Source organism: Kribbella sp. NPDC051770 (assembly GCF_040681455.1).
Taxonomy (GTDB): domain Bacteria; phylum Actinomycetota; class Actinomycetes; order Propionibacteriales; family Kribbellaceae; genus Kribbella.
Window position 1 is genome coordinate 18411 of sequence record NZ_JBFAYT010000023.1, and the last position, 19821, is coordinate 38231.

General features: G+C 69.5%; 21 protein-coding genes. 13 read left to right on the forward strand and 8 right to left on the reverse strand.

What is annotated here, in order from left to right:
* Positions 1-36 precede the first annotated feature (36 nt).
* On the reverse strand, positions 37-567 hold the full coding sequence (locus AB0M01_RS38685) for a YbhB/YbcL family Raf kinase inhibitor-like protein (protein WP_363677736.1): 531 nt from the start codon (positions 565-567) through the stop codon (positions 37-39).
* A gap of 102 nt (positions 568-669) precedes the next feature.
* Here AB0M01_RS38685 and cobT point away from each other — a divergent pair, with 102 nt between their 5' ends.
* The 3 genes from cobT to AB0M01_RS38700 are packed head-to-tail and all read left to right on the forward strand — an operon-like array spanning position 670 to position 3828.
* Complete coding sequence (cobT, locus tag AB0M01_RS38690; protein ID WP_363677738.1) at positions 670-1758, forward strand: nicotinate-nucleotide--dimethylbenzimidazole phosphoribosyltransferase; 1089 nt, start codon at positions 670-672, stop codon at positions 1756-1758.
* Positions 1755-2975: a uroporphyrinogen-III C-methyltransferase gene (gene cobA / locus AB0M01_RS38695; protein WP_363677740.1), complete on the forward strand. Its 1221-nt coding sequence runs from the start codon at positions 1755-1757 to the stop codon at positions 2973-2975. Before cobT ends, cobA begins: the two co-directional genes overlap by 4 nt.
* 43 nt (positions 2976-3018) lie before the next feature.
* Positions 3019-3828: an RNA methyltransferase gene (locus tag AB0M01_RS38700; protein WP_363677741.1), complete on the forward strand. Its 810-nt coding sequence runs from the start codon at positions 3019-3021 to the stop codon at positions 3826-3828.
* Here AB0M01_RS38700 and AB0M01_RS38705 read toward each other — a convergent pair.
* On the reverse strand, positions 3790-4734 hold the full coding sequence (locus AB0M01_RS38705; RefSeq protein WP_363677742.1) for an erythromycin esterase family protein: 945 nt from the start codon (positions 4732-4734) through the stop codon (positions 3790-3792). The genes AB0M01_RS38700 and AB0M01_RS38705 overlap by 39 nt on opposite strands.
* Before the next feature lie 230 nt (positions 4735-4964).
* On the opposite strand from AB0M01_RS38705, the gene AB0M01_RS38710 reads away from it, so the two are divergent.
* Genes AB0M01_RS38710 through AB0M01_RS38725 form a run of 4 tightly spaced genes read left to right on the forward strand, consistent with a single transcriptional unit; the run spans position 4965 to position 9493 of the window.
* On the forward strand, positions 4965-6398 hold the full coding sequence (locus AB0M01_RS38710) for an aldehyde dehydrogenase family protein (RefSeq protein ID WP_363677744.1): 1434 nt from the start codon (positions 4965-4967) through the stop codon (positions 6396-6398).
* A gap of 20 nt (positions 6399-6418) precedes the next feature.
* Complete coding sequence (locus AB0M01_RS38715) at positions 6419-7744, forward strand: sugar ABC transporter substrate-binding protein (RefSeq protein WP_363677746.1); 1326 nt, start codon at positions 6419-6421, stop codon at positions 7742-7744.
* A gap of 1 nt (position 7745) precedes the next feature.
* Positions 7746-8657: a sugar ABC transporter permease gene (locus AB0M01_RS38720; RefSeq protein ID WP_363677747.1), complete on the forward strand. Its 912-nt coding sequence runs from the start codon at positions 7746-7748 to the stop codon at positions 8655-8657.
* Entirely contained in the window at positions 8654-9493 is an 840-nt protein-coding gene (locus AB0M01_RS38725; RefSeq protein WP_363677749.1) for a carbohydrate ABC transporter permease, read from the forward strand. Before AB0M01_RS38720 ends, AB0M01_RS38725 begins: the two co-directional genes overlap by 4 nt.
* Here AB0M01_RS38725 and AB0M01_RS38730 read toward each other — a convergent pair whose 3' ends face one another.
* On the reverse strand, positions 9494-10528 hold the full coding sequence (locus tag AB0M01_RS38730; protein WP_363677789.1) for a LacI family DNA-binding transcriptional regulator: 1035 nt from the start codon (positions 10526-10528) through the stop codon (positions 9494-9496).
* Positions 10529-10589: 61 nt separating this feature from the next.
* On the opposite strand from AB0M01_RS38730, the gene AB0M01_RS38735 reads away from it, so the two are divergent.
* Positions 10590-11144, forward strand: a complete 555-nt coding sequence (locus tag AB0M01_RS38735; RefSeq protein WP_363677751.1) for an AAA family ATPase — start codon at positions 10590-10592, stop codon at positions 11142-11144.
* Here AB0M01_RS38735 and AB0M01_RS38740 read toward each other — a convergent pair whose 3' ends face one another.
* Entirely contained in the window at positions 11145-11621 is a 477-nt protein-coding gene (locus AB0M01_RS38740; RefSeq protein WP_363677753.1) for a hypothetical protein, read from the reverse strand.
* 82 nt (positions 11622-11703) lie between these two features.
* Between AB0M01_RS38740 and AB0M01_RS38745 the strand changes: the two genes are divergently transcribed.
* Together AB0M01_RS38745 and AB0M01_RS38750 are read left to right on the forward strand one after the other, a co-directional pair.
* Complete coding sequence (locus AB0M01_RS38745) at positions 11704-12933, forward strand: FAD-dependent oxidoreductase (protein WP_363677755.1); 1230 nt, start codon at positions 11704-11706, stop codon at positions 12931-12933.
* Between the two features lie 41 nt (positions 12934-12974).
* Positions 12975-13379, forward strand: coding sequence for a DUF3592 domain-containing protein (locus tag AB0M01_RS38750; RefSeq protein WP_363677757.1), 405 nt, complete (start codon positions 12975-12977; stop codon positions 13377-13379).
* A gap of 21 nt (positions 13380-13400) precedes the next feature.
* Here AB0M01_RS38750 and def read toward each other — a convergent pair whose 3' ends face one another.
* A complete protein-coding gene (gene def, locus AB0M01_RS38755; RefSeq protein ID WP_363677759.1) occupies positions 13401-14006 on the reverse strand; it encodes a peptide deformylase in 606 nt (201 codons plus the stop codon).
* A 55-nt stretch (positions 14007-14061) separates the two neighbouring features.
* On the opposite strand from def, the gene AB0M01_RS38760 reads away from it, so the two are divergent.
* Positions 14062-14631, forward strand: coding sequence for a DinB family protein (locus AB0M01_RS38760; protein WP_363677760.1), 570 nt, complete (start codon positions 14062-14064; stop codon positions 14629-14631).
* Between the two features lie 6 nt (positions 14632-14637).
* On the opposite strand, the gene AB0M01_RS38765 is transcribed toward AB0M01_RS38760, so the two are convergent.
* The gene (locus AB0M01_RS38765; protein WP_363677762.1) at positions 14638-15456 is read right to left on the reverse strand and encodes an LLM class F420-dependent oxidoreductase; all 819 of its coding nucleotides are present in this window, start codon (positions 15454-15456) and stop codon (positions 14638-14640) included.
* 110 nt (positions 15457-15566) lie between these two features.
* Here AB0M01_RS38765 and AB0M01_RS38770 point away from each other — a divergent pair, with 110 nt between their 5' ends.
* Both AB0M01_RS38770 and AB0M01_RS38775 read left to right on the forward strand, forming a co-directional pair.
* A complete protein-coding gene (locus tag AB0M01_RS38770) occupies positions 15567-16070 on the forward strand; it encodes a DinB family protein (protein ID WP_363677763.1) in 504 nt (167 codons plus the stop codon).
* Positions 16071-16145: 75 nt separating this feature from the next.
* Positions 16146-17126 (forward strand): SMP-30/gluconolactonase/LRE family protein, encoded by a 981-nt coding sequence (locus AB0M01_RS38775; RefSeq protein WP_363677765.1) that lies wholly within the window; start codon positions 16146-16148, stop codon positions 17124-17126.
* A 42-nt stretch (positions 17127-17168) separates the two neighbouring features.
* On the opposite strand, the gene AB0M01_RS38780 is transcribed toward AB0M01_RS38775, so the two are convergent.
* Together AB0M01_RS38780 and AB0M01_RS38785 are read right to left on the reverse strand one after the other, a co-directional pair.
* Complete coding sequence (locus tag AB0M01_RS38780) at positions 17169-17945, reverse strand: class III extradiol ring-cleavage dioxygenase (protein WP_363677766.1); 777 nt, start codon at positions 17943-17945, stop codon at positions 17169-17171.
* A gap of 64 nt (positions 17946-18009) precedes the next feature.
* Positions 18010-19749 carry a BCCT family transporter gene (locus AB0M01_RS38785; protein WP_363677768.1) on the reverse strand — a complete coding sequence of 580 codons (1740 nt, stop codon included), beginning with the start codon at positions 19747-19749 and terminating at the stop codon, positions 18010-18012.
* Positions 19750-19821: the final 72 nt, after the last annotated feature.

The window sequence follows — 19821 nt, forward strand, 5'->3', positions numbered from 1 at the left end:
CGGCGGGGAGTTGTTGGCTCCCCGCCGTACCAGCGGTCACTCCGGGGCGGTGTAGACCGGGGTCGCGATCGCGCGGGCCAGCGTGTGGAAGGCCAGGTTGAAGCTGACCACCGCGGCGCTGGCCTGGTCGTCGACGTCGAGCTTCTCCACGTCGAGGGCGTGCACGACGAAGTAGTACCGGTGCTGGTGGTCGCCGGCCGGCGGGGCCGCGCCGCCGAAGTTCTTGGTGCCGTAGTCGTTGCGGACGTGGAACGCGCCGTTGGACAGCCGCTCGGTCGTCCCGGCGCCCGCCTCCAGCTCGGTGACGTCGGCCGGCAGGTTGACCAGGATCCAGTGCCAGAACCCGGACGGGGTCGGCGCGTCCGGGTCGTAGCAGGTCACCACGAACCCCTTGGTCTCCGCCGGGAACCCGCTCCAGCTCAGCTGCGGTGACGTGTTGCCACCGGCAAACACCTGGGCGTCGTCGAGGGGCTCACCGTCGGTGAAGTCGGTACTGGTGACGGTGAACGAGCCCACCGTCGGAAGCTTCTCGTACGGGTCCTGCGCGACCGGCCGTTCGAGCGACATCTGATGATCCTCCCGGGATCTCGCGTGTGGTGATCCCGACATTACTGGCCCCGTCCCGCGGACTCCGGCCGGGGCGCGGCCGCCGGGATGCGAAGATCGGGGGTGGCCGTGCCCGAACGGCCGACGACGAACCTGGAGGAAACCGCGGTGGAGGAGATCCTGACCCGGATCGAGCCGGCCGACGAGGCAGCGATGACCGCAGCCACGCAGCGTCACCAGCAGCTCACCAAACCTGCCGGCTCCCTCGGCGTACTGGAGGATCTGTCGATCCGCGTCGCGGGGATGACCGGTGCTGTGGTGCCTGCACCAGCAGTGGTGACGGTCTTCGCTGCCGACCACGGTGTGCACGCTCAAGGCGTTTCCCCCTGGCCTCAGGAAGTCACCGCCGCGATGCTCGCCAACTTCGCGGCAGGCGGCGCCGCCGTGAACGCCTTCGCCAAGAACAACCAGGTCGACGTACGGGTGGTGGACGTCGGTGTGGCCAGTGACGTCGACGGCCTCGACATCGTCCACGCGAAGGTCCGCCCCGGCACCCGCGACCTCTCCGTCGGCCCCGCGCTGACCGCCGACGAGGTGCTGGCCGCGATCGAGGTGGGCTACGAGCTCGCCGACAAGCTCGTCCGCGACGGCTACCGCTGCCTGCTCACCGGCGACATGGGCATCGCCAACACCACCGCTTCCGCCGCCCTGATCGCCACCTTCACCGGGGCCTCAGCGGCTGACGTCACCGGGCGAGGCACGGGCATCGACGACGCGACCCTCGCCCACAAGACCGCGGTCGTCACCGCCGCGCTCGCTCTGCACGGCGTACCGGCGACCGAGCCGCTCGACGCGCTGGCGGCGTACGGCGGCCTCGAGCACGCGGCGCTCACCGGCTACATCCTGGGCGCGGCCGCGAACAAGATCCCCGTCATCCTCGACGGCGTGATCGCGGGGGCAGCGGCGCTGGTCGCTCAGGCCCTGCACGCGTCGACCACCGACTACTGCGTGGCCGGCCACCGCTCGGCCGAGCCCGGGCATGCTGTTGCGTTGAAGGCCCTGGGCCTGCAGCCGCTGGTCGACCTGGACCTGCGGCTCGGCGAGGGGACGGGCGCTGTGCTGGCGTACCCGATCCTGACGTGCGCCGTACGAGCGTTGTCCGAGATGGCGACCTTCGAGTCCGCTGGAATTGCTGCTGGAGAGAGCGAATGACCGACCCTGCTCCGTACCTTTCCGGCCTGGTGCTCACCGGCCGTCGTGTGGTCGTCGTCGGCGGCGGGGGAGTGGCCCAGCGCCGCCTCCCGCGGCTGCTCGAGACCGGCGCGCAGATCGACGTGATCTCACCCGCGATCACCCCCACGATCGAAGGCCTGCTCACCAACCCCGACCTGCGCTGGGTCGAGCGCGGCTACACCGCCGGCGACCTCGACGGCGCTTGGTACGTCGTGGTCGCGACCGACGACGCCGCGGTGAACGACCAAGTCTCCGCCGAGGCCGAGGAGCGCCGCATCTTCTGCGTCCGCTCCGACGACCGCTCCCGCGCGACCGCGTGGACCCCGGCGTCGGGTCAGCACGACCACGTGACGATCGGCGTGCTCGGCGCCGGCGATCACCGGCGCTCAGCCGCCGTACGGGACGCGATCCTGGAGGAGCTGCGCACCGGCGCGCTCGGTGCCCGCGACTCGCTCGACAAGCAGCCCGGCGTGTATCTCGTCGGCGGGGGTCCGGGCGATCCCGACCTGATCACGGTCCGCGGACGCCGCCTGCTCGCCGAGGCCGACGTGGTCGTCGCCGACCGGCTCGCCCCGCAGCAGCTCCTCGACGAGCTGCACCCCGAGGTCGAGCTGATCGACGCGGCGAAGCTCCCGCGCGGCCGCTCGGCCCAGCAGGAGGAGATCAACCGGATCCTCGTCGAGCGTGCGCTCGCCGGGAAGCTCGTCGTCCGGCTGAAGGGCGGCGACCCGTACGTCTTCGGCCGCGGCTTCGAGGAAGCCATCGCGTGCGCCGAAGCCGGTGTGACGTGGACGGTCGTCCCCGGGATCACCAGCTCGATCTCGGTCCCGGCTGTTTCCGGCATCCCGGTGACCCATCGCGGTGTCACCCACGAGTTCACGGTCGTCTCCGGGCACATCCCGCCGGACCACCCGGACTCGCTGATCAACTGGCCTGCGCTGGCTCAACTCTCCGGCACGCTCGTCCTGCTGATGGCGGTCGAGAACCTTCCGAAGATCACCGCCACCCTGCTGGAACACGGTCGCCCCGCGACCACTCCCGCGGCGGTGATTGCTGACGGCACCCTTCCTTCGCAGGAAATGGTCACCGCTGACCTCGCCACGATCGCTGCCACCGCTCAGGAAGCCGGCATCGGCGCTCCTGCAATTGTTGTCATCGGCAACGTAGTGGACGTCGCCGCGCAGGTCCGCCGATGACTGCCGGTACGACGCCGCCCGCGCGCCGCCAGGCGGTGCGTGCGTGATCGTCGAGATCGACCAGCCCGACGACCCTCGCCTCGCCGACTACGTCCAGCTCCGCGAGGTCAACCTCCGCCGTCTCCTCGAGGAGGAGCACGGCCTCTTCATCGCCGAAGGCGACAAGGTGATTCGCCGAGCCGCCGAGGCCGGTTACGAGCCTCGCTCGTTCCTGCTCGCCCCGCGCTGGCTCGACACCCTGGCCGACGTACTGGAGAAGTGGCCCGAGGCCCCCGTCTACCTGGTCTCCGAGGAGCTCGCCGAGCAGGTCACCGGCTTCCACGTCCACCGCGGCGCGCTCGCGTCGTACAAGCGCCAACCGCCGGCCGACCTCGACACCCTGCTCGGCGACGTCCGTACGGGCCGGATCGCGATCTTCGACGACATCGTCGACCACACCAACGTCGGCGCCGGTTTCCGCGCGGCGGCCGCGATGGGCGTCGACGCAGTCCTGGTCACCCCGACTTGCGCCGACCCGCTCTACCGCCGCTCGGTGAAGGTCTCCATGGGAACCGTGTTCCAGGTCCCGTGGACCCGGCTGACGTCTTGGCCCGGCGACCTCGCGAAGCTGAAAGCCCACGGCTTCACCACCGCCGCCTTCGCCCTCACCGACGACTCGATCACCCTCGACGACCTCACCGCCCGCCAGGACCCGAAGCTCGCCTTGATCTTCGGCACCGAAGGCCACGGCCTGAAACCCCACGTCCTGGCGGAGTCCGACCTCACCGTCCGCATCCCGATGTCCGGCGGCGTCGACTCCCTCAACGTCGCGTCCTCAGCCGCGGTCGCCTTCTACGCCACCCGCCCGCACTAGAGTCCGACCGCTGAGTACGGCGTACCGCTCGCCGATCAGCGAGCCGACGATCGCCCCGGCCGACTGCCAGGTCAGGGTCATCCCGCCCATCTCCAGCACGGCCGGATCCCTTTGCAGGTGGGCGTTCTGGGCGCAGACGAGCGTCTGGCCTCGGCGCTCTTCCTGCGTACGGAGGTCGAGCAGATTCTGGGCCATCATCACGTCGCGCACCGCCAGCAGGCCGGAGATGCGGGTGGTTTCGTCGGTCTGTTCGGCGGACTGGCGGTGGTAACGGAGCAGGCCGAGCGCGGTGTTGGCCTGTGTGCGGGCCCGATACCAGGCTTCTTGCGAGCTGGCGGCGACCAGCTCCGGTGCTCGCCGATAGAGCGCCGTGAGCAGCTCGTCGGCCACGACGCGTAGCTCGACGGCCTCAGGGCTGCGGCCCGGCGACTGGCTCGCGTCCATGACCGCCTCTGTCCGGCTCCATCGCTCATCGTCCTCAAAGCGCACGCCGAGTCCGAGGTAGTCCGCGACGGACTGCAAGTACCTCGCCGGATGCGGCGCCATCACCGTCTCCGTCGGCAGATCGAACCCGTGGAACGACACCTGGTCAGCGCGCCCCGAGTTCCACTCCCGCATCCACTCGACCAGCTCCCGGTTCGCCTCCACCGCGCCGAAACCGTGCGAGAACCCCTCGGCCATCACCGCGTCCAGCGACCCTGCGCCTCCCCGCACGTAGTCGTCCACCAGAAAGCCGGCCACTCGATCGGTCTCCAGCGCGATCGACCGGTAGCCCATCCCGACCAGCTCGGCGAACAACTCGTTGCGGACCGGACCGAACGACGCGTCCTGCGTCGGGTGCGCCGGTTCACTCACGGCGAGCAGTTCGCACGGCCCGCTCGCGACCTTCTCGATCTCTTCTCTCATACCTTTCAATCCTACGATTGAAGCGCTTTCGGGAAGCTTTGCCAGCAGTCTCAGCGTGACCGCACCAGGAAAGCTTCAACCGAGCCAACCAACCCCACCGCACCTCTTGACCGATCGTCGGGAATGCGCAATCCTCCAGGGAAAGCGCATTCCGATCCGGGATGCGGAAGCACCGGCCCAGCGACACATCGGGGGAGTCCTCCGGGCGGGTTCACAGTGGGAGGTCGCCGATGGTTTCGGTTCCTGCGAGCGGTGTGCGGGACTACGAGGCGCAGGTCTGGATCGACGGGTGGTGCGAACCGCCCGCGTCCGACTGGGTGCCGGTGCTGGACAAGGGGTCGGGCAAGCCGTTCGCGCGCTACGGCAGTGCCTCGGCCGAGCAGGTCGACCGGGCGGTCCGCAGCGCGCGGCGGGCCCAGGCCGAGTGGGCCGAGGTCGACGCGAACACGCGCTGCGAGATCCTCCGCGCCTTCGCCGGCGAGCTGGACAAGCGGCGCGACGAGCTGCTCACGCTGATCATCCGCGAGACCGGCGGCACCCGGGAGAAGGCCGAGGAGGAGCTCGGCCAGTCGATCAACCAGTTGCTCAACTCGGCGACCCAGCTGACCGAGAACGCGGGCGCGATCCTGCCGCCGTACAAGAGCGGGAAGATCTCGCTCTCCCGGGCGGTCCCGCTCGGCGTGATCGGGCTGATCGTGCCGTGGAACTACCCGATGAGCCTCGCGATGCGTGCGCTCGCTCCGGGGCTGGCCTACGGCAACGCGGTCGTGCTGAAGCCGGCCGAGCTGACCCCGATCGCGGGCGGCCAGGTGCTGGCCGAGGCGGCCAAGGCGGCCGGCGTACCGGCTGGGGTGTTCAACGTGATCCCGGGAGACGGCCCGGAAACCGGGAGAACGCTCTCTGAGCATCCCGACCTGGATCTCATCCACTTCACCGGCTCGTTCGAGGTCGGCCGGCAGATCTCCGCGTACGCCGGGAAGAACTTCCGCGCCGCCGCGACCGAGCTGGGCGGCGACAACGCGTTCGTCGTCCTGGACGACGCGGATCTCGACCAGGCCGCGAGCTGCGCGCTCTGGTCGTCGCTGTGGTACCAGGGTCAGACCTGCATCACCGCCGGCCGGCACATCGTGATGCGCCAGGTCGCGGACCAGTTCACCGAGGCCGTCGTCGAACGGGTCGCGAAGCTCCGGGTCGGCGACCCGTTGCGCGACGACGTCGACCTCGGCCCGATCATCAGCCCCGGTCAGCTCGAACGCTTCGCCGACGGTCTGGTCGCCCCCTCGATCGCGGCCGGCGCGAAGCTGGTGACCGGCGGCTCGTCCGACGGGACGTTCTACCAGCCCGCCGTCCTGACCGGGGTGACCCCGCAGATGCCAGTGTTCACCGAGGAGATCTTCGGCCCGGTGATGCCGATCACCGTGGTCGACAGCGAGGCCGAGGCGCTCGACCTGGTGAACCGGCACCGCACGCTGATGAACTCCGTGTTCACCGGCGACCCGATGCGCGGTCTGGCCTTCGCGCAGAAGGTGAAGAGCAACGAGGTGCACGTCAACGACGGCTACGCCCGGCACGGCGGCGAGGGCCAGCTCGCGGCGTACACGCACCGGCAGTGGATCGGCCTGCAGACCACCCCCACCGACTACCCCGCCTGGGCGTCGAAGTGAGGACCCGAGAAGGAGTCACGATGAAGTCAGGCAAGACCGCCGTCGTCGGCGTACTGGTCGCGGCGGCGCTCACGCTCGCCGGGTGCTCGAGCTCGGACTCCGGGTCCGCACCGACGGGCGGGAGCAGCAGCAGCGGCTCCGGCGAGAAGATCACGCTGGAGTTCGTCAACTGGGACGGCGGGATGGACAAGGTCGTCGCCGCCTGGAACGCCGCGAACCCGAACGTCCAGGTCAAGCTGACCAAACCGTCCGGCACCGGCTACACGCTCTACAACAAGCTGATCACCAACAACAAGGCCGGCACCAACCCCGACATCACCCAGGTCGAGTACCAGGCGCTGCCGGCGCTGATCGCCAACCAGGTCGTGGTCCCGATCGACGACTACGTGAAGGGCCTGGACACCAAGTACGACAAGGCCGCGCTCTCCCAGGTCCAATTCGAGGGCAAGACGTACGGCGTACCGCAGAACGTCTGCCCGATGGTGTTCTTCTACCGCAAGGACGTCTTCGACCAGCTCGGTCTGAAGGCCCCGGCGACCTGGGACGAGTACGCCGCCACCGCCGCGGCGCTGAAGAAGGCCGCGCCGAAGAAGTTCATCGGCAACTTCACCGCCGCCGACCCGGGCTGGTTCGCCGGGCTCGCGCAGCAGGCCGGGGCCAACTGGTGGAAGGCCGACGGCGACACCTGGTCGGTGAACATCAACGACGCCGCCAGCAAGAAGGTCGCCGACTACTGGGACGGCCTGATCAAGAAGGGGCTGGTCAGCCCGCAGCCGAACTGGTCGGCGCAGTGGAACACCGACATGAACAACGGCACCCTGGTCGGCTGGGTCGGCGCGCAGTGGGGCCCGAACCAGCTGCCGTCGATCGCCAAGGACACGGCCGGCAAGTGGGCCGCCGTACCGCTGCCCGCGTGGACCGCGGGCGACAAGACCGTCGGCATCTGGGGCGGTGAGACCGAGGCCGTCACCGCGAACTCCAAGCACCCGGCCGAGGCCGCGAAGTTCATCGAGTGGATGAACTCCTCGGAGGAGGGGATGAGCATCCTGGTCAAGGACGTGCAGGCGTTCCCGGCCTCCAAGCAGGGGCAGGAGCTGCCCGCGCTGAAGACTCCGCCGCCGTTCATGTCGAACCAGCCCGACTACAACACGCTGATGGCAACGGTCTCGGCCAACGTCCGCAGCTTCGACATCTGGGGGCCGAACGCAAACGTCACGTTCGATGCCTACAGCAACGCCTTCGGGGCGGCGCTGCAGAACAAGACCGCGCTCTCCGGTGCTCTCGACACGATGCAAGAGGCAACGGTCAGCGACATGAAGAAGCTCGGCTTCCAGGTCGCCGGCTGAGATGAGTCAGCCTCGTGCCGCCACGTCCGGACCCAAGGGGCGTGGCGGCCTGCTCCCGGTGCTGCTGGTCGCACCGGCGGTGCTCCTGCTGCTGCTGTTCACGATCGCTCCGGCGATCTACGCCGTCGTACTCAGCTTCCTGCGCGTCAAGGTCGGGCGCGGGCTGCTCGGCGGCGGCAAGCCGACCGAGGTGTTCGCCGGGTTCGCCAACTACGCGGCGACGCTGGGCGACCGCGAGTTCTGGGCCAGCCTGGGGCGGATGCTGCTGATCGCGGGGGTCGGCGTACCGATGACTGTCGCGCTGGCGGTGCTCTTCGCGCTGTGCCTGGACGCGAAGCGGGCCCGGCTGGTCGGGTTCGCGCGGCTCGCGATCTTCCTGCCGTACGCCGTACCGGGTGTGGTCGCGTCGCTGCTGTGGGGGTTCCTGTACCTGCCGGCGACCTCGCCGATCGGCGGTGACGTGGTCGACTACTTCGGCACCAAGGGGATCTTCTTCAGCGTCGCGAACGTGGCGGTGTGGGGCGTGGTCGGCTTCAACATGGTGATCCTGTACACCGCCGTACGGTCGTTGCCGCCGGAACTGTTCGAGGCGGCCGAGCTGGACGGGGCGTCGGAGTTCCAGATCGCCGTCCGCGTGAAGTTGCCGATGATCGCGCCCGCGGTCGCGATGGTGGCGCTGTTCTCGGTGATCGGCTCGCTGCAACTGTTCAACGAACCGACGACGTTGAAGCCGCTGGCCAACGCGATCTCGTCGACCTGGGTGCCGCTGATGCGGGTCTACACCGATGCCTTCGTCAACAACAGTATCTACGAGGGCGCCGCGACGTCGTTCGTCCTGATCACGCTGACCGTCACGGCGACCGTCCTGGTCTCCGCCCTGGGTCGCCGACTCACCCGGAGGCAGACCCGATGACCCGCCACATCCGCTGGGTCCCCACGATCATCCTGCTGATCGGCGCCCTGTACTGCGTACTCCCCGTCCTCTGGATCCTGATCGCCTCGACCAAAACCAACGACGAACTCTTCTCCACAGCCCCGTTCGTCCCGTCCTTCTCCGGCGGCTTCTTCTCCAACCTGGACGCGCTGTTCTCGTACAACAACGGCATCTTCTCCCGCTGGATCCTCAACTCGGTGATCTACGCGGTAGGCGGCGGCCTGCTCTCGACGGCGATCGCCGGAGCCGCCGGCTACGCCCTCGGCAAGTACCACTTCACCGGCAGCCGAGCCCTCTTCCGAGCCATCGTCGCCGCCGTCCTGCTCCCACAGATCATGCTCGCCATCCCTCAGTTCTTGCTGATGGCAAAGTTCGGCCTCACCAACAACTACGCCTCAGTCCTGCTCCCTCAGCTGGTCAGCCCCTTCGCCATCTACCTCTGCAAGATCTACGCCGAAGCGTCAGTCCCCGACGAGATCATGGAAGCCGCCAGAATCGACGGCGGCTCCGAACTCCGCATCTTCGGCTCAGTCGGTGCCCCTCTCATGCTCCCGGCCCTGGTCACTGTCTTCCTCCTCCAATTCATCGGCATCTGGAACAACTTCCTCCTCCCTTTCGTCATGATCAGCGACGACCACCTCTACCCCCTCACCCTCGGCCTCTACGGCCTGATGATCATCACCGGCGGCCAGGCAGCCCAGTACTCGATCGTGATCGCCGGAGTTCTGGTCTCGATCGTCCCGCTGGCGATCTTGTTCCTCAGCCTCCAGCGCTACTGGAAGATCGACCTACTGAGCGGAGGAGTGAAGCTGTGACTACGTGAGAGGAGGAGTGCTGGCGCGAAGTACGGGGTACGCCGGCACCGTGCGGCGGGTGAGGGTCGTGTCGGTGGTGGTCGCCCGGTAGACGGCTTCTTCGGCGACGGCGTTCAGGGCGACGTGGACGGTGGTGAGCTTGGGGACCACGTCGCGCAGGGTGCTGATGTCGTCGAAGCCGGCGACGCCGATGTCCTCGGGGATGCGGAGGCCGCGTTCGCGGAGGCCGGCGAGGGCGCCGAGGGCCATGTCGTCGGTGATGGCGAAGACCAACTGGAGGTCGTGGAGCTCGGCGTCGCTCAGGGACAGCACGAAGTCGCGGGCGCCGGCCCAGCTGAAGTCGGGGTGGTGGACCCGGGCGTCGCCGACGCCCGACTCGAGGAGGCCCTGGACGAAACCCTCGACCCGGCGCTGCATCGAGAGCAGGGGAGTGGCGCTGCCGAGGACCAGGCAGCGGCGGTAGCCCAGCTCGGCCAGCTCGCGCGCCAGCGACCGGGCGCCTTCGTGGTTGTCGAAGTCGACGGTCTCGAACGGCAGGTCGCTCCGGCTGATCAGCACCACCCGTCCACCGGTCTCCTCGTACCGGCGCAGCTCGTCGACGAGGTCCTGCTCCGACGGCGGGTCGACGTACCCGGTCCCGGCCAGAATGATCGCGCGCGGCTGCTGCCCGCGCAGCTCGCGCACGAGATCGAGCTCGCGTTCGGCGTGCCGCTCGGTGACGGCGATCGACACGTGCAGCCCGATCGCCTCGGCCTGCTTCATGATCTCGGCGGCCATCGCGGAGAAGTACGGGTCGGAGATCAGGCTGATCACCAGCGCCACCGTCCGCGACGTGCCGCGCGCCATCGCCTGGGCCGGCAGGTTCGGCGTGTACCCGAGCTGCCGCGCCGCCGCCAGCACCCGTTCGCGGTAGCTCTCGGCGACCTTGCGCGCGCTCCCGTTCAGCACCCGCGACGCGGTCGGCTGCGAGACTCCCGCGTGCCGCGCCACGTCGTCGAGCGTGACCGGGCGCTTGGACCCTGGCTCGCTCTGCATCGATGGCACCCGCGCAGCTTATCGACGAAAAGCCCTGGACGGGCGTGATGGGATTGGCCACATGCGGAAAGTCGTCCTGATCACCGGCATGCAGGCCGCCGGCAAGTCCACGATCGCGCCGCTGCTCGCGTCCCGCCTCGGCCCGCCCGCGGCGACCCTCGACGGCGACGTCTTCCACCACGGCGTCGTCGCCGGCGCGGTCGGCATGACCCCCGACCCCGAGCCCGAGGCGGTCCGCCAGCTGGAGCTCCGGTATGCCGCGACAGCCAAGATCGCCCAGCACTACGCCGACGCCGGCTTCGACTTCACCTGCTCCGACATCATCCTCGGCGCCCACGTCGAGCGCTGGTTCGCAGCCTTGCGCGACGTCGAGCCGCACCTGGTGGTGCTCGTCCCGTCCGTCGACTCCATCGTCACCCGCGAGCTGGGCCGCGGCAGTACGTCGTACGCCGCCTGGCAGCGCCCAGGCGAGTCACTCGCCGATGCCGTCCGCACTCTCCAGGCAGGCCTCACCGAGATCCCGCAACGAGGCCTCTGGCTCGACACCACCAACCAGACCCCGGCCGAGACCGTCGAAGCGATCCTCGAGAACGACCTCAAGTCCTCGCGCTGGTGATCACGCCAACGGGTGGACGACGATGGGCTCCGGATGCACCCGCACCCACCCCGGCCGAACCGCCTCGATCGCCGCGGCGAGCGCCGGATCCTCACGGTCGAGCGCGACGACCAAGAACCCGGTCGTCACATCCGCCCAGCTCACGCTGATCCGCCCCCGCCCCGGACCGTCGACCCGAACCGCGCGCACCTCCTCGTGCAGCCGCTCGATCTCCGCCGGGTCCGGCATCCACCGCCACGCCCGGACCCGCAGGTGCTCCGGGCGAGACACCAGCTCCGCAAGCTCCTCGCGCGCAAGGCGTACCGCTGAATGATCGAGCAGTCGCACGACCAGCAGCACATGCCCGACGTTCGACTCGTACGCGTCTCGATCGACGACCACCTCGGCGCGGAGCCTCGGATGTTCCGCGACCCACCGCTCGAGCACCGGCAGATCGGCGTCCACCGTCGCCTGCTCGTACGGCGTGAACTCGCGCATCTGTCCACCGTACGGCCGGACGCGTTGACGGCGCCGACCGGGACTTCTAATGTCGAAATCAATCGTCTTTAGAAGGAGATTCATGAGCAGCGGATCCAGCTTCGTCATCGTCGGGGCCAGTCTGGCAGGGGCGAAGGCGGCTGAGGCCTTGCGGGGTGAAGGGTTCGACGGGCGTGTCGTCCTGATCGGGGACGAGCGCGAGCGGCCGTACGAGCGGCCGGGGCTGTCGAAGGGGTACCTGCTCGGGAAGGACGAGCGGGACAAGTCGTTCGTGCACGCCGAGAGCTGGTACGCCGAGCACGACGTCGAGCTGGTGCTCGGCAACCGCGTCACCGGGCTCGACCGGGCCGCGCACGAGGTCTCCTTCGACAGCGGCGAGCGGATCGGGTACACCAAGCTGCTGCTCGCGACCGGGGTCTCGCCGCGGCGGCTCAAGGTCGACGGGGTGAAGCTCGACGGGATCCACTACCTGCGCCGGATCGGGCACTCCGACCAGCTTCGTGACGCGATCCGCGCCGGCGGCCGGGTCGTCGTCGTGGGCGCGGGCTGGATCGGGCTCGAGACCGCGGCGGCCGCGCGGGAGTACGGCTGCGAGGTGACGGTGATCGAGCCGCAGGAGACGCCGCTGTCGGCCGCGCTCGGCGGCGAGATGGGCGCGTTCTTCGCGTCGCTGCACCTGCGCCACGGCGTCGACCTGCGGCTCGGCCAGAGCGTCTCCGGCTTCCGCGGCACCGACAAGGTCGAGGCGGTGCTGACCGAGGACGGCAGCGAGTACGCCGCCGACGTGGTCGTGATCGGCATCGGCGCGCGCCCGAACACCGAGCTCGCCGAGCAGGCCGGCCTGGCGGTCGACAACGGGATCGCGGTCGACGCGGCGTTCCGGACCGACGACACCGACGTGTACGCCGTCGGCGACGTCGCGAACATCCAGAACCCGTTCTACGGCGAGCACCTGCGCGTCGAGCACTGGGACAACGCGCTGAACGGCGGCCCGGTCGCGGCGAAGTCGATGCTCGGCCAGGAGGTCAGCTACGACCACCTGCCGTACTTCTTCACCGACCAGTACGACGTCGGCATGGAGTTCTCCGGCTGGATCGGCAACGGCTACGACCAGCTCGTCACCCGCGGCGACGTCGAGAAGCAGGAGTTCCACGCCTTCTGGCTAGCCGACCGCCGCGTGATCGCCGGCATGCACATCAACCAGTGGGACGACGGCATCAAGCCCACCCAGGAGCTGATCCGCTCCAAGAAGCAGGTCGACGCCGCCAAGCTCGCTGACCCGAACACGCCGCTGAGCGACGTACAGGCCTGACCCGCAGGGAGCCGGAAGCCTCCGCAGGTAGTCTCACCGCTATGCGGAGGCCGAAGGCACCTGTGCGCTTCGCCGGTTGCCTGCTCGGCGCGCTCGTCCTGCTCGGCATCGGCGCGAATGCCGCCGTCGAGCTGGCGAGGCTCGACGGTCGCGGGGTACGAGTCACCGCGACCGTCGTGCAGGAGCCGCCGCCGGGCCGGGGCCAGCGCTCGTTCGAAGCCCGCTACGCCACGGCCGACGGGCAGGAGATCACCACGGCGATCGGCCGGTACGACACCGCGCCGAAGACCGGCGACCAGGTCGAGATCGTCTACGACCCAGGCGAGCCGACGGTCGCGAAGGCCGTCGACGCCTGGGAGACGCCGTGGGTGCCGGCGATCGCGTACGTCGCGGGCGCCGTACTGCTGACGTGGATCGGGCTCCGGCGCCAGCGAGCTATTCGCTGATCGAGCTAAGACGCCAGCGACCTACTCGCTGACCGGCTGGTCCTCGTGCGCCTCCGCGTTGAGCATGGGCGACACCGGCCAGTCGCTCGGGTAGTCCGGAGCGAGCTCCTCGGCCTCGGCGAAGAGGCGGCGCTTGTACTTGCGGGAGAGGCGGTCGCCGAAGACGGTGCCCTGGGTGTGGTCGGTTTCGTGCTGGAGGCAGCGGGCGAGCAGGCCGTTGCCTTCGTAGGTGACGGGTTCGCCGTGCTCGTCGACGCCGGTCACCCGGGCGAAGTCGGGGCGGGCGCACTTGGTGAAGGCGCCGGGCAGGGACAGGCAGCCCTCCTCGCCCTCGTCGAGGTGGCGGTCCTTGCCCTCGGGGAGCTCGACGACCGGGTTGCAGACGACGCCCTGGTGCCGCTTGCCGTCCTTGTCGGGGCAGTCGAACACGAACAGCTGCAGGTCCACGCCGACCTGGTTCGCGGCCAGGCCGACTCCCTCGGCGGCGTTCATCGTCGCGACCATGTCGGCGACCAGCTTCTGCAGGTCGTCACCGAAGTCGGTGACCGGCTGGTTCAGCCGGTGCATGACGTCCTCGCCCCACCGCGTGATGGGCAGCACCGAACCGTTCGTAGGCAGCGTAGGCATGCCGGAAATCCTAGCGAAGCCACGTCCGACCCGGACGCCCGCCTAGGGTGAGCGCGTGGATCCCAAAGACACGCTGCACACGTACCTGCGCTCGGTCCGCGAGGCGATGCTGTGGAAGCTCGAAGGACTCTCCGAGTACGACGTACGCCGGCCGGTCACGCCGACCGGCACCAACCTGCTCGGCCTGGTCAAGCACCTGGCGATCGTCGAGGCCGGGTACTTCGGCGCGACCTTCGGCCGGCCGTTCCCCGAGCACCTGCCGTGGTGGGACGACGACGCCGAGCCCGAGGCCGACCTGTGGGCGACCGTCGACGAGTCGCGCGACGAGCTGGTCGACCTGTACCGCCGCGTCGGCGCGCACTCGGACGCCACGATCGAGGCGCTGGACCTGGACTCGGTCGGGAAGGTGCCGTGGTGGCGCGAGGATGAGGTGACGCTGCACCGGATCCTGGTCCACGTCGTCGCGGAGACCAACCGGCACGCCGGGCACGCGGACATCGTCCGGGAGACGATCGACGGCGCGGTCGGGCTGCGGGCGAGCAACCCGAACATCGAGGACCGCGACGGCGACTGGTGGACGGCCCACCAGACCAAGGTCCAGCAGGCCGCCGAGGCGTTCAGGTAGTGCCGTTCAGTCCTTCGCGTTGACCTCGTCGCGCCACGCCAGCCAGTCGCGGATCAGCCCGAGGTCGTAGTCCGGCCCCGAGCTGTTCATCGTGAACAGCCGCGTCCCGACGTCGAGCAGCCCCTTGCCGGCCTCCTCCGGGCTCTTGTCGCCGACCGCCGCGGAGCGCTCGATCTCGCCCGGGTCGCGCCCGATCGTCGCGCAGTGCGCGTCCAGTACGGCGTGCTTGTGCGCCATCGTCTCGGCGTCGCCGAAGCCGTGCCAGATCGTCGCGTGCTGGGCGACCAGCTTCAGCGTCTTCTTCTCGCCGCCGCCGCCGATCAGCACCGGGATGTCCCGCGTCGGCCGCGGGTTGAGCTTCGCCCAGCGCTGCTCGATCCGCGGCAGCGCCTGGCCGAGCGCGTCGAGCCGGCCGCCCGCCGTACCGAACTCGTAGCCGTACTCGTCGTAGTCCTTCTCGAACCAGCCGGACCCGATCCCGAAGATCAGCCGGCCGTCGCTGATGTGGTCGACGGTGCGGGCCATGTCGGCCAGCAGGTCGGCGTTGCGGTAGGAGTTGCAGGTCACCAGCGCGCCGAACTCGATCCGCTCGGTCGCCTCGGCCCAGGCCGCGAGCATCGTCCAGGCCTCGAAGTGCAGCCCGTCCGGGGCGCCGCTGAGCGGGAAGAAGTGGTCCCAGTTGAACACCACGTCGACGCCCAGCTCCTCGACCTTCGCCACCACGCGGCGAATGTCGGCGTACTCGGCGTGCTGGGGCTGGATCTGAACACCGATGCGAACCGGGTAGCTCGCATAGGGGCGATCGGTGGACTCAGTCGATGTCATGCCGGCAATCCTATCGGGCGTATCGGAGGACCCCTCCGGTACGTTCAGGATCCGAGCGGGAACGGTGTCGCCGAGCACCGCGACACCTTGACCCGCGATAGTTGACGACCATGGAGCTGCACGGACGCGTCGACCCGCCGTACATCGCTGGTGAGCTGGAGACCCTGCTCGGGTTTCTCGACTTCCAGCGTGGGACGTTCCGGTGGAAGATCGAGGGGCTGACGCCTGAACAGCTGGGCACCGCGGTGCTGGCGCCGTCGGCGCTGACGCTGCACGGGTTGGTCCGGCACCTGACCGAGGACGAGCTGGGGTGGTTCGTCGGGCCGTTCAGCGAGGGCGCGACGTCGTACCCGTACTCGTCGGACGCGGCGCCCGATGCCGCCTGGTCGGAGCTCGATCCGGCCGCGTACGCCGCGGATCTGCAGCGGTACCACGATTCCGTCGAGCAGGCCCGGGCGGCGATCGCGGGGCTGCCGGGCGATCATGTCGTTGACGACGAAGGTACGTCGTACAGCCTGCGGTGGATCGTCACGCACATGATCGAGGAGTACGCGCGGCACAACGGGCACGCGGATCTGCTCCGCGAGCACCTGGACGGTTCGACGGGGGAGTAGGTGCTCACGGCAACAGGTGGGAAGGACACGCCTGGGAGCTGGCCGCCGGAGCGGCCGGGCTTCTAGGCTCGGGGGATGAAGTCGCGTATCGAGCCGGTTCGCTGGTCGCCCCCGCCCGTTCCGCCCGCGCGGGATGCGTCCGAGCTCGCGGTCGAGGTGGTCGCTGTACCGGGGCACGGACCCGAGGACACGCTGATCGACGAGGACGGCAGCGTGCTGACCGGACTCCGCGACGGGCGCATCCTGCGGGTCAGCGCGGACGGCCTGACGATCAGCACGCTCGCGGACACCGGCGGGCGGCCGCTCGGGTTGGAGTGGCTGGCCGGCGGCAAGCTGCTGATCTGCGACGCGAACCGCGGGCTGCTGACGATGGATCGCGACGGCAAGGTCACGACGCTGCTCGGCGAGGTCGACGGGCAGCCGCTGCGGTTCTGCAACAACGCCGACGTCGCCGACGACGGCACGATCTACTTCACGAACTCCTCGACCCGGTTCGGCGTCGAGGAGTGGATGGCCGACCTGCTCGAGCACTCGTCGACCGGCACCGTCTACCGGCTGCGGCCGGACGGCGAGCTGACCGTGCTGGCGGACGGGCGCCCGTTCCCGAACGGCGTCGCGCTCAGCGGTGACCAGCGGACGCTGTTCTTCGCCGAGACCGCCGGGTACGGGCTCTTCAAGCTCGACCTCACCAAGGACAGCGCCGAGCCCGAGCTGGTCGCGGCGATCCCGGGGCTGCCGGACAACATCTCGCGTGGTTCCGACGGCCTGATCTGGGTCGCGATCGGCTCGCCGCGCAACACCGTGCTCGACACGCTGCTGCCGAAGGCGCCGGTCTTCCGCAAGGTGGTCTGGGGCCTGCCCGACGCGCTCAAGCCGAAGGCCGCGGACATCATCGAGATCCAGGCGTACGACGACGCCGGCCGGCTCGTGCACGACCTGCGCGGAACGCACCCGCAGTTCCACATGCCGACCGGCGTGCGCGAGCGCGACGGCAAGGTCTGGCTGAGCAGCCTCGGCACGACGAGCATCGCGCACTTCGCGACGCCGGCGAACTGACCGCTCAGCCGCACAGCTGCCGCTCAGCCCACAGCTGCTGACTCAGCCGATCTGCCAGGACCGCTTCGACAGCCCGTACCAGAACCCGTCGATCACCGTCTCCGCGCTCCCGAGCGACTCCTCCGCCGCACCGAGCGACACGAACAGCGGCGCGAAGTGCTCGGTCCGCGGGTGCGCGATCCCGGCCGCCGGCGCCTTGTGCAGGAAGTCGATCAGCGAGTCGACGTCCTGCGCCGCCAGCGCCCGCCGGGCCCAGTCGTCGAACTCCACCGACCAGGTCGGCGCGGGCGCACCCGGCGCCCCCGCCAGGTTGATCTCGCGCAGATTGTGCGTCGTGAACCCGCTCCCCACGATCAGCACGCCCTGGTCCCGCAGCGGCGCCAGCTTCCGCCCGATCGCGAACAGCGCGGCCGGGTCCAGCGTCGGCATCGACACCTGCAGCACCGGGATGTCCGCGTCCGGGTACATCTCCTTCAGCGGCACGTACGCGCCGTGGTCGAGCCCGCGCGACGGATCGTCGTACACGGGCGTCCCCGGGACCTGCAGCAGCTTGCGCACCTGCTCGGCGAGCTGCGGCGCACCGGGAGCGGCGTACTGGACCTGGTAGTAGCGCTCCGGGAAGCCCCAGAAGTCGTACAGCAGCGGGACGGTCTCGGTCGCGGCGAGCGTGAGCGGGGCCGCCTCCCAGTGCGCCGACACGATCAGGATCGCGGTCGGCCGCTCGATACCGGCCGACACCGCCGCCAGCTCGGACGTCCACTCACGGTCGTCGGCCAGCGGCGGTGCGCCATGGCTGAGGTACAGCACCGGGCTCTGCATGGGGGTCCACCTCTCGGAAGTCGTTGCACCTTCCAATGTAGTTGAACCCTCAACATATTCCCAGCTACTTCTTCGGTACGGCGTCCTGCTTCGGTACGGCGTCCTCGCCGTTCCCGGTGACGACCAGCGAGAAGTCGTCGCCGTGCGCCGAGACGCCCTCGATCACCGCGTTCTCGACCGCCTCGGTCCCGATCTCGCGCCGGAGCATCAACGGATCGGTGCGCAGGTCCTTGGCCAGCGCGACCGCGAGCCCGACCATCACCAGCGCGAACGGCAGCGCCGCGACGATCGTCAGGTTCTGCAACCCCTGCAGCGCTTCGGCTCCACCGCCGCCGGCCAGCAGCATCACCGCCGCGACCGCGCCGGTCAGCACACCCCAGAACACGACCACCGGCTTGCGCGGCGCGATCGCCCCGCGCTCGGACAGCGTCCCCATCACGATCGAGGCCGCGTCCGCGCCGGACACGAAGAAGATCGCGACCAGTACGACGACCACGATCGTCGCGACCGACGCCAGCGGGAACGTGTCGAGCAGCCCGAACAGCTGTCCCTCGGGCGTCGACTGCCCGGCGATGTCGGTGCCGTTGCGCTGGGTGTTGATCGCGGCGCCACCGAACACGCAGAACCAGACCAGGCTGACCAGCGACGGCACCAGCAGGACGCCGGTGACGAACTGCCGGATCGTCCGCCCGCGGCTGATCCGCGCGATGAACATGCCGACGAACGGCGTCCACGAGATCCACCAGGCCCAGTAGAAGACCGTCCAGCCGGACAGCCACTTCGCCATCGCGTCGCCGCCGCTGGCCTCGGTCCGCGCGGCCATGTCGGCCAGGTCGCGGAAGTAGTCGCCGATCGCGGTCGGCACCAGGTTGAGGATCAGCACGGTCGGCCCGACCACGAACACGAAGACGGCCAGGACGACGGCCAGCACCATGTTGATGTTGGACAGCCATTGGATGCCCTTGGCAACACCGGAGACGGCCGAGGCGACGAAGGCCGCGGTCAGGATCGCGATCACCGCGACCAGGACACCGTTACCGGCCTTGTCCATCCAGCCGAGGATCTGGACGCCGGACCCGATCTGCACCGCGCCGAGGCCGAGCGAGGCCGCCGAGCCGAACAGCGTCGCGAAGATCGCCAGGCTGTCGATCACCTTGCCGATCGGCCCCTCGGTCCGCCGGCCGAGCAGCGGCGCGAACGCCGAGCTGATCAGCTGCGAGCGGCCGCGCCGAAAGGTGCCGTAGGCAATCGCGATGCCGACGACGGCGTAGATCGCCCACGGGTGCAGGGTCCAGTGGAACAGCGTGGTCGCCATCGCGGTCTCCAGCGCCGCCGACGACCCGGCCTCGACCGTGCCGGGCGGGGGAGCGGTGAAGTGCGAGAGCGGCTCGCTGACGCCGTAGAACATCAGGCCGATGCCCATGCCGGCGCTGAACATCATCGCCACCCAGGACACGGTCTTGAACTCGGGCTGCTCGTCGTCGGCGCCGAGCGGGATCCGCCCGTACCGGCCGGCGGCCAGCCAGATCACGAAGACCACGAACCCCGAGGCCAGCAGCACGAACAGCCAGCCGGTGTTGTGCTCGACCCAGGTCAGCGCGCTGTCGGACGCCGTACCGAGGCCGCCGGAGTCGGCGAAACCCCAAGCCACGAAGGCGAGCGCGATCGCCGCGGTGACGCCGAAGACGACTCGGTCCAGCCCTGAGCCGCGACTTCGGCTGCCGGGTGGTGGTGGAGTGGCTAGTGCAGGGTGCTCGTTCTCGTGATCGGGGGACAGGTGCTGATCCTCGATGTCGATCGCCACGGCTGCTACACGCCTCGCTTCGGCGCGCCTCCTTTTCGAAAGTCGGGGGACTGCCTGACGACCGTGTCGAAG

Bases quoted from the DNA above. Each gene is read 5' to 3' on its own strand.
- AB0M01_RS38685 (WP_363677736.1), bottom strand. From the start codon at position 567: ATGTCGCTCGAACGGCCGGTCGCGCAGGACCCGTACGAGAAGCTTCCG.
- cobA (WP_363677740.1), top strand. From the start codon at position 1,755: ATGACCGACCCTGCTCCGTACCTTTCCGGCCTGGTGCTCACCGGCCGT.
- AB0M01_RS38705 (WP_363677742.1), bottom strand. From the start codon at position 4,734: ATGAGAGAAGAGATCGAGAAGGTCGCGAGCGGGCCGTGCGAACTGCTC.
- AB0M01_RS38710 (WP_363677744.1), top strand. From the start codon at position 4,965: ATGGTTTCGGTTCCTGCGAGCGGTGTGCGGGACTACGAGGCGCAGGTC.
- AB0M01_RS38715 (WP_363677746.1), top strand. From the start codon at position 6,419: ATGAAGTCAGGCAAGACCGCCGTCGTCGGCGTACTGGTCGCGGCGGCG.
- AB0M01_RS38720 (WP_363677747.1), top strand. From the start codon at position 7,746: ATGAGTCAGCCTCGTGCCGCCACGTCCGGACCCAAGGGGCGTGGCGGC.
- AB0M01_RS38725 (WP_363677749.1), top strand. From the start codon at position 8,654: ATGACCCGCCACATCCGCTGGGTCCCCACGATCATCCTGCTGATCGGC.
- AB0M01_RS38730 (WP_363677789.1), bottom strand. From the start codon at position 10,528: ATGCAGAGCGAGCCAGGGTCCAAGCGCCCGGTCACGCTCGACGACGTG.
- AB0M01_RS38735 (WP_363677751.1), top strand. From the start codon at position 10,590: ATGCGGAAAGTCGTCCTGATCACCGGCATGCAGGCCGCCGGCAAGTCC.
- AB0M01_RS38740 (WP_363677753.1), bottom strand. From the start codon at position 11,621: ATGCGCGAGTTCACGCCGTACGAGCAGGCGACGGTGGACGCCGATCTG.
- AB0M01_RS38745 (WP_363677755.1), top strand. From the start codon at position 11,704: ATGAGCAGCGGATCCAGCTTCGTCATCGTCGGGGCCAGTCTGGCAGGG.
- AB0M01_RS38750 (WP_363677757.1), top strand. From the start codon at position 12,975: ATGCGGAGGCCGAAGGCACCTGTGCGCTTCGCCGGTTGCCTGCTCGGC.
- def (WP_363677759.1), bottom strand. From the start codon at position 14,006: ATGCCTACGCTGCCTACGAACGGTTCGGTGCTGCCCATCACGCGGTGG.
- AB0M01_RS38765 (WP_363677762.1), bottom strand. From the start codon at position 15,456: ATGACATCGACTGAGTCCACCGATCGCCCCTATGCGAGCTACCCGGTT.
- AB0M01_RS38770 (WP_363677763.1), top strand. From the start codon at position 15,567: ATGGAGCTGCACGGACGCGTCGACCCGCCGTACATCGCTGGTGAGCTG.
- AB0M01_RS38775 (WP_363677765.1), top strand. From the start codon at position 16,146: ATGAAGTCGCGTATCGAGCCGGTTCGCTGGTCGCCCCCGCCCGTTCCG.
- AB0M01_RS38780 (WP_363677766.1), bottom strand. From the start codon at position 17,945: ATGCAGAGCCCGGTGCTGTACCTCAGCCATGGCGCACCGCCGCTGGCC.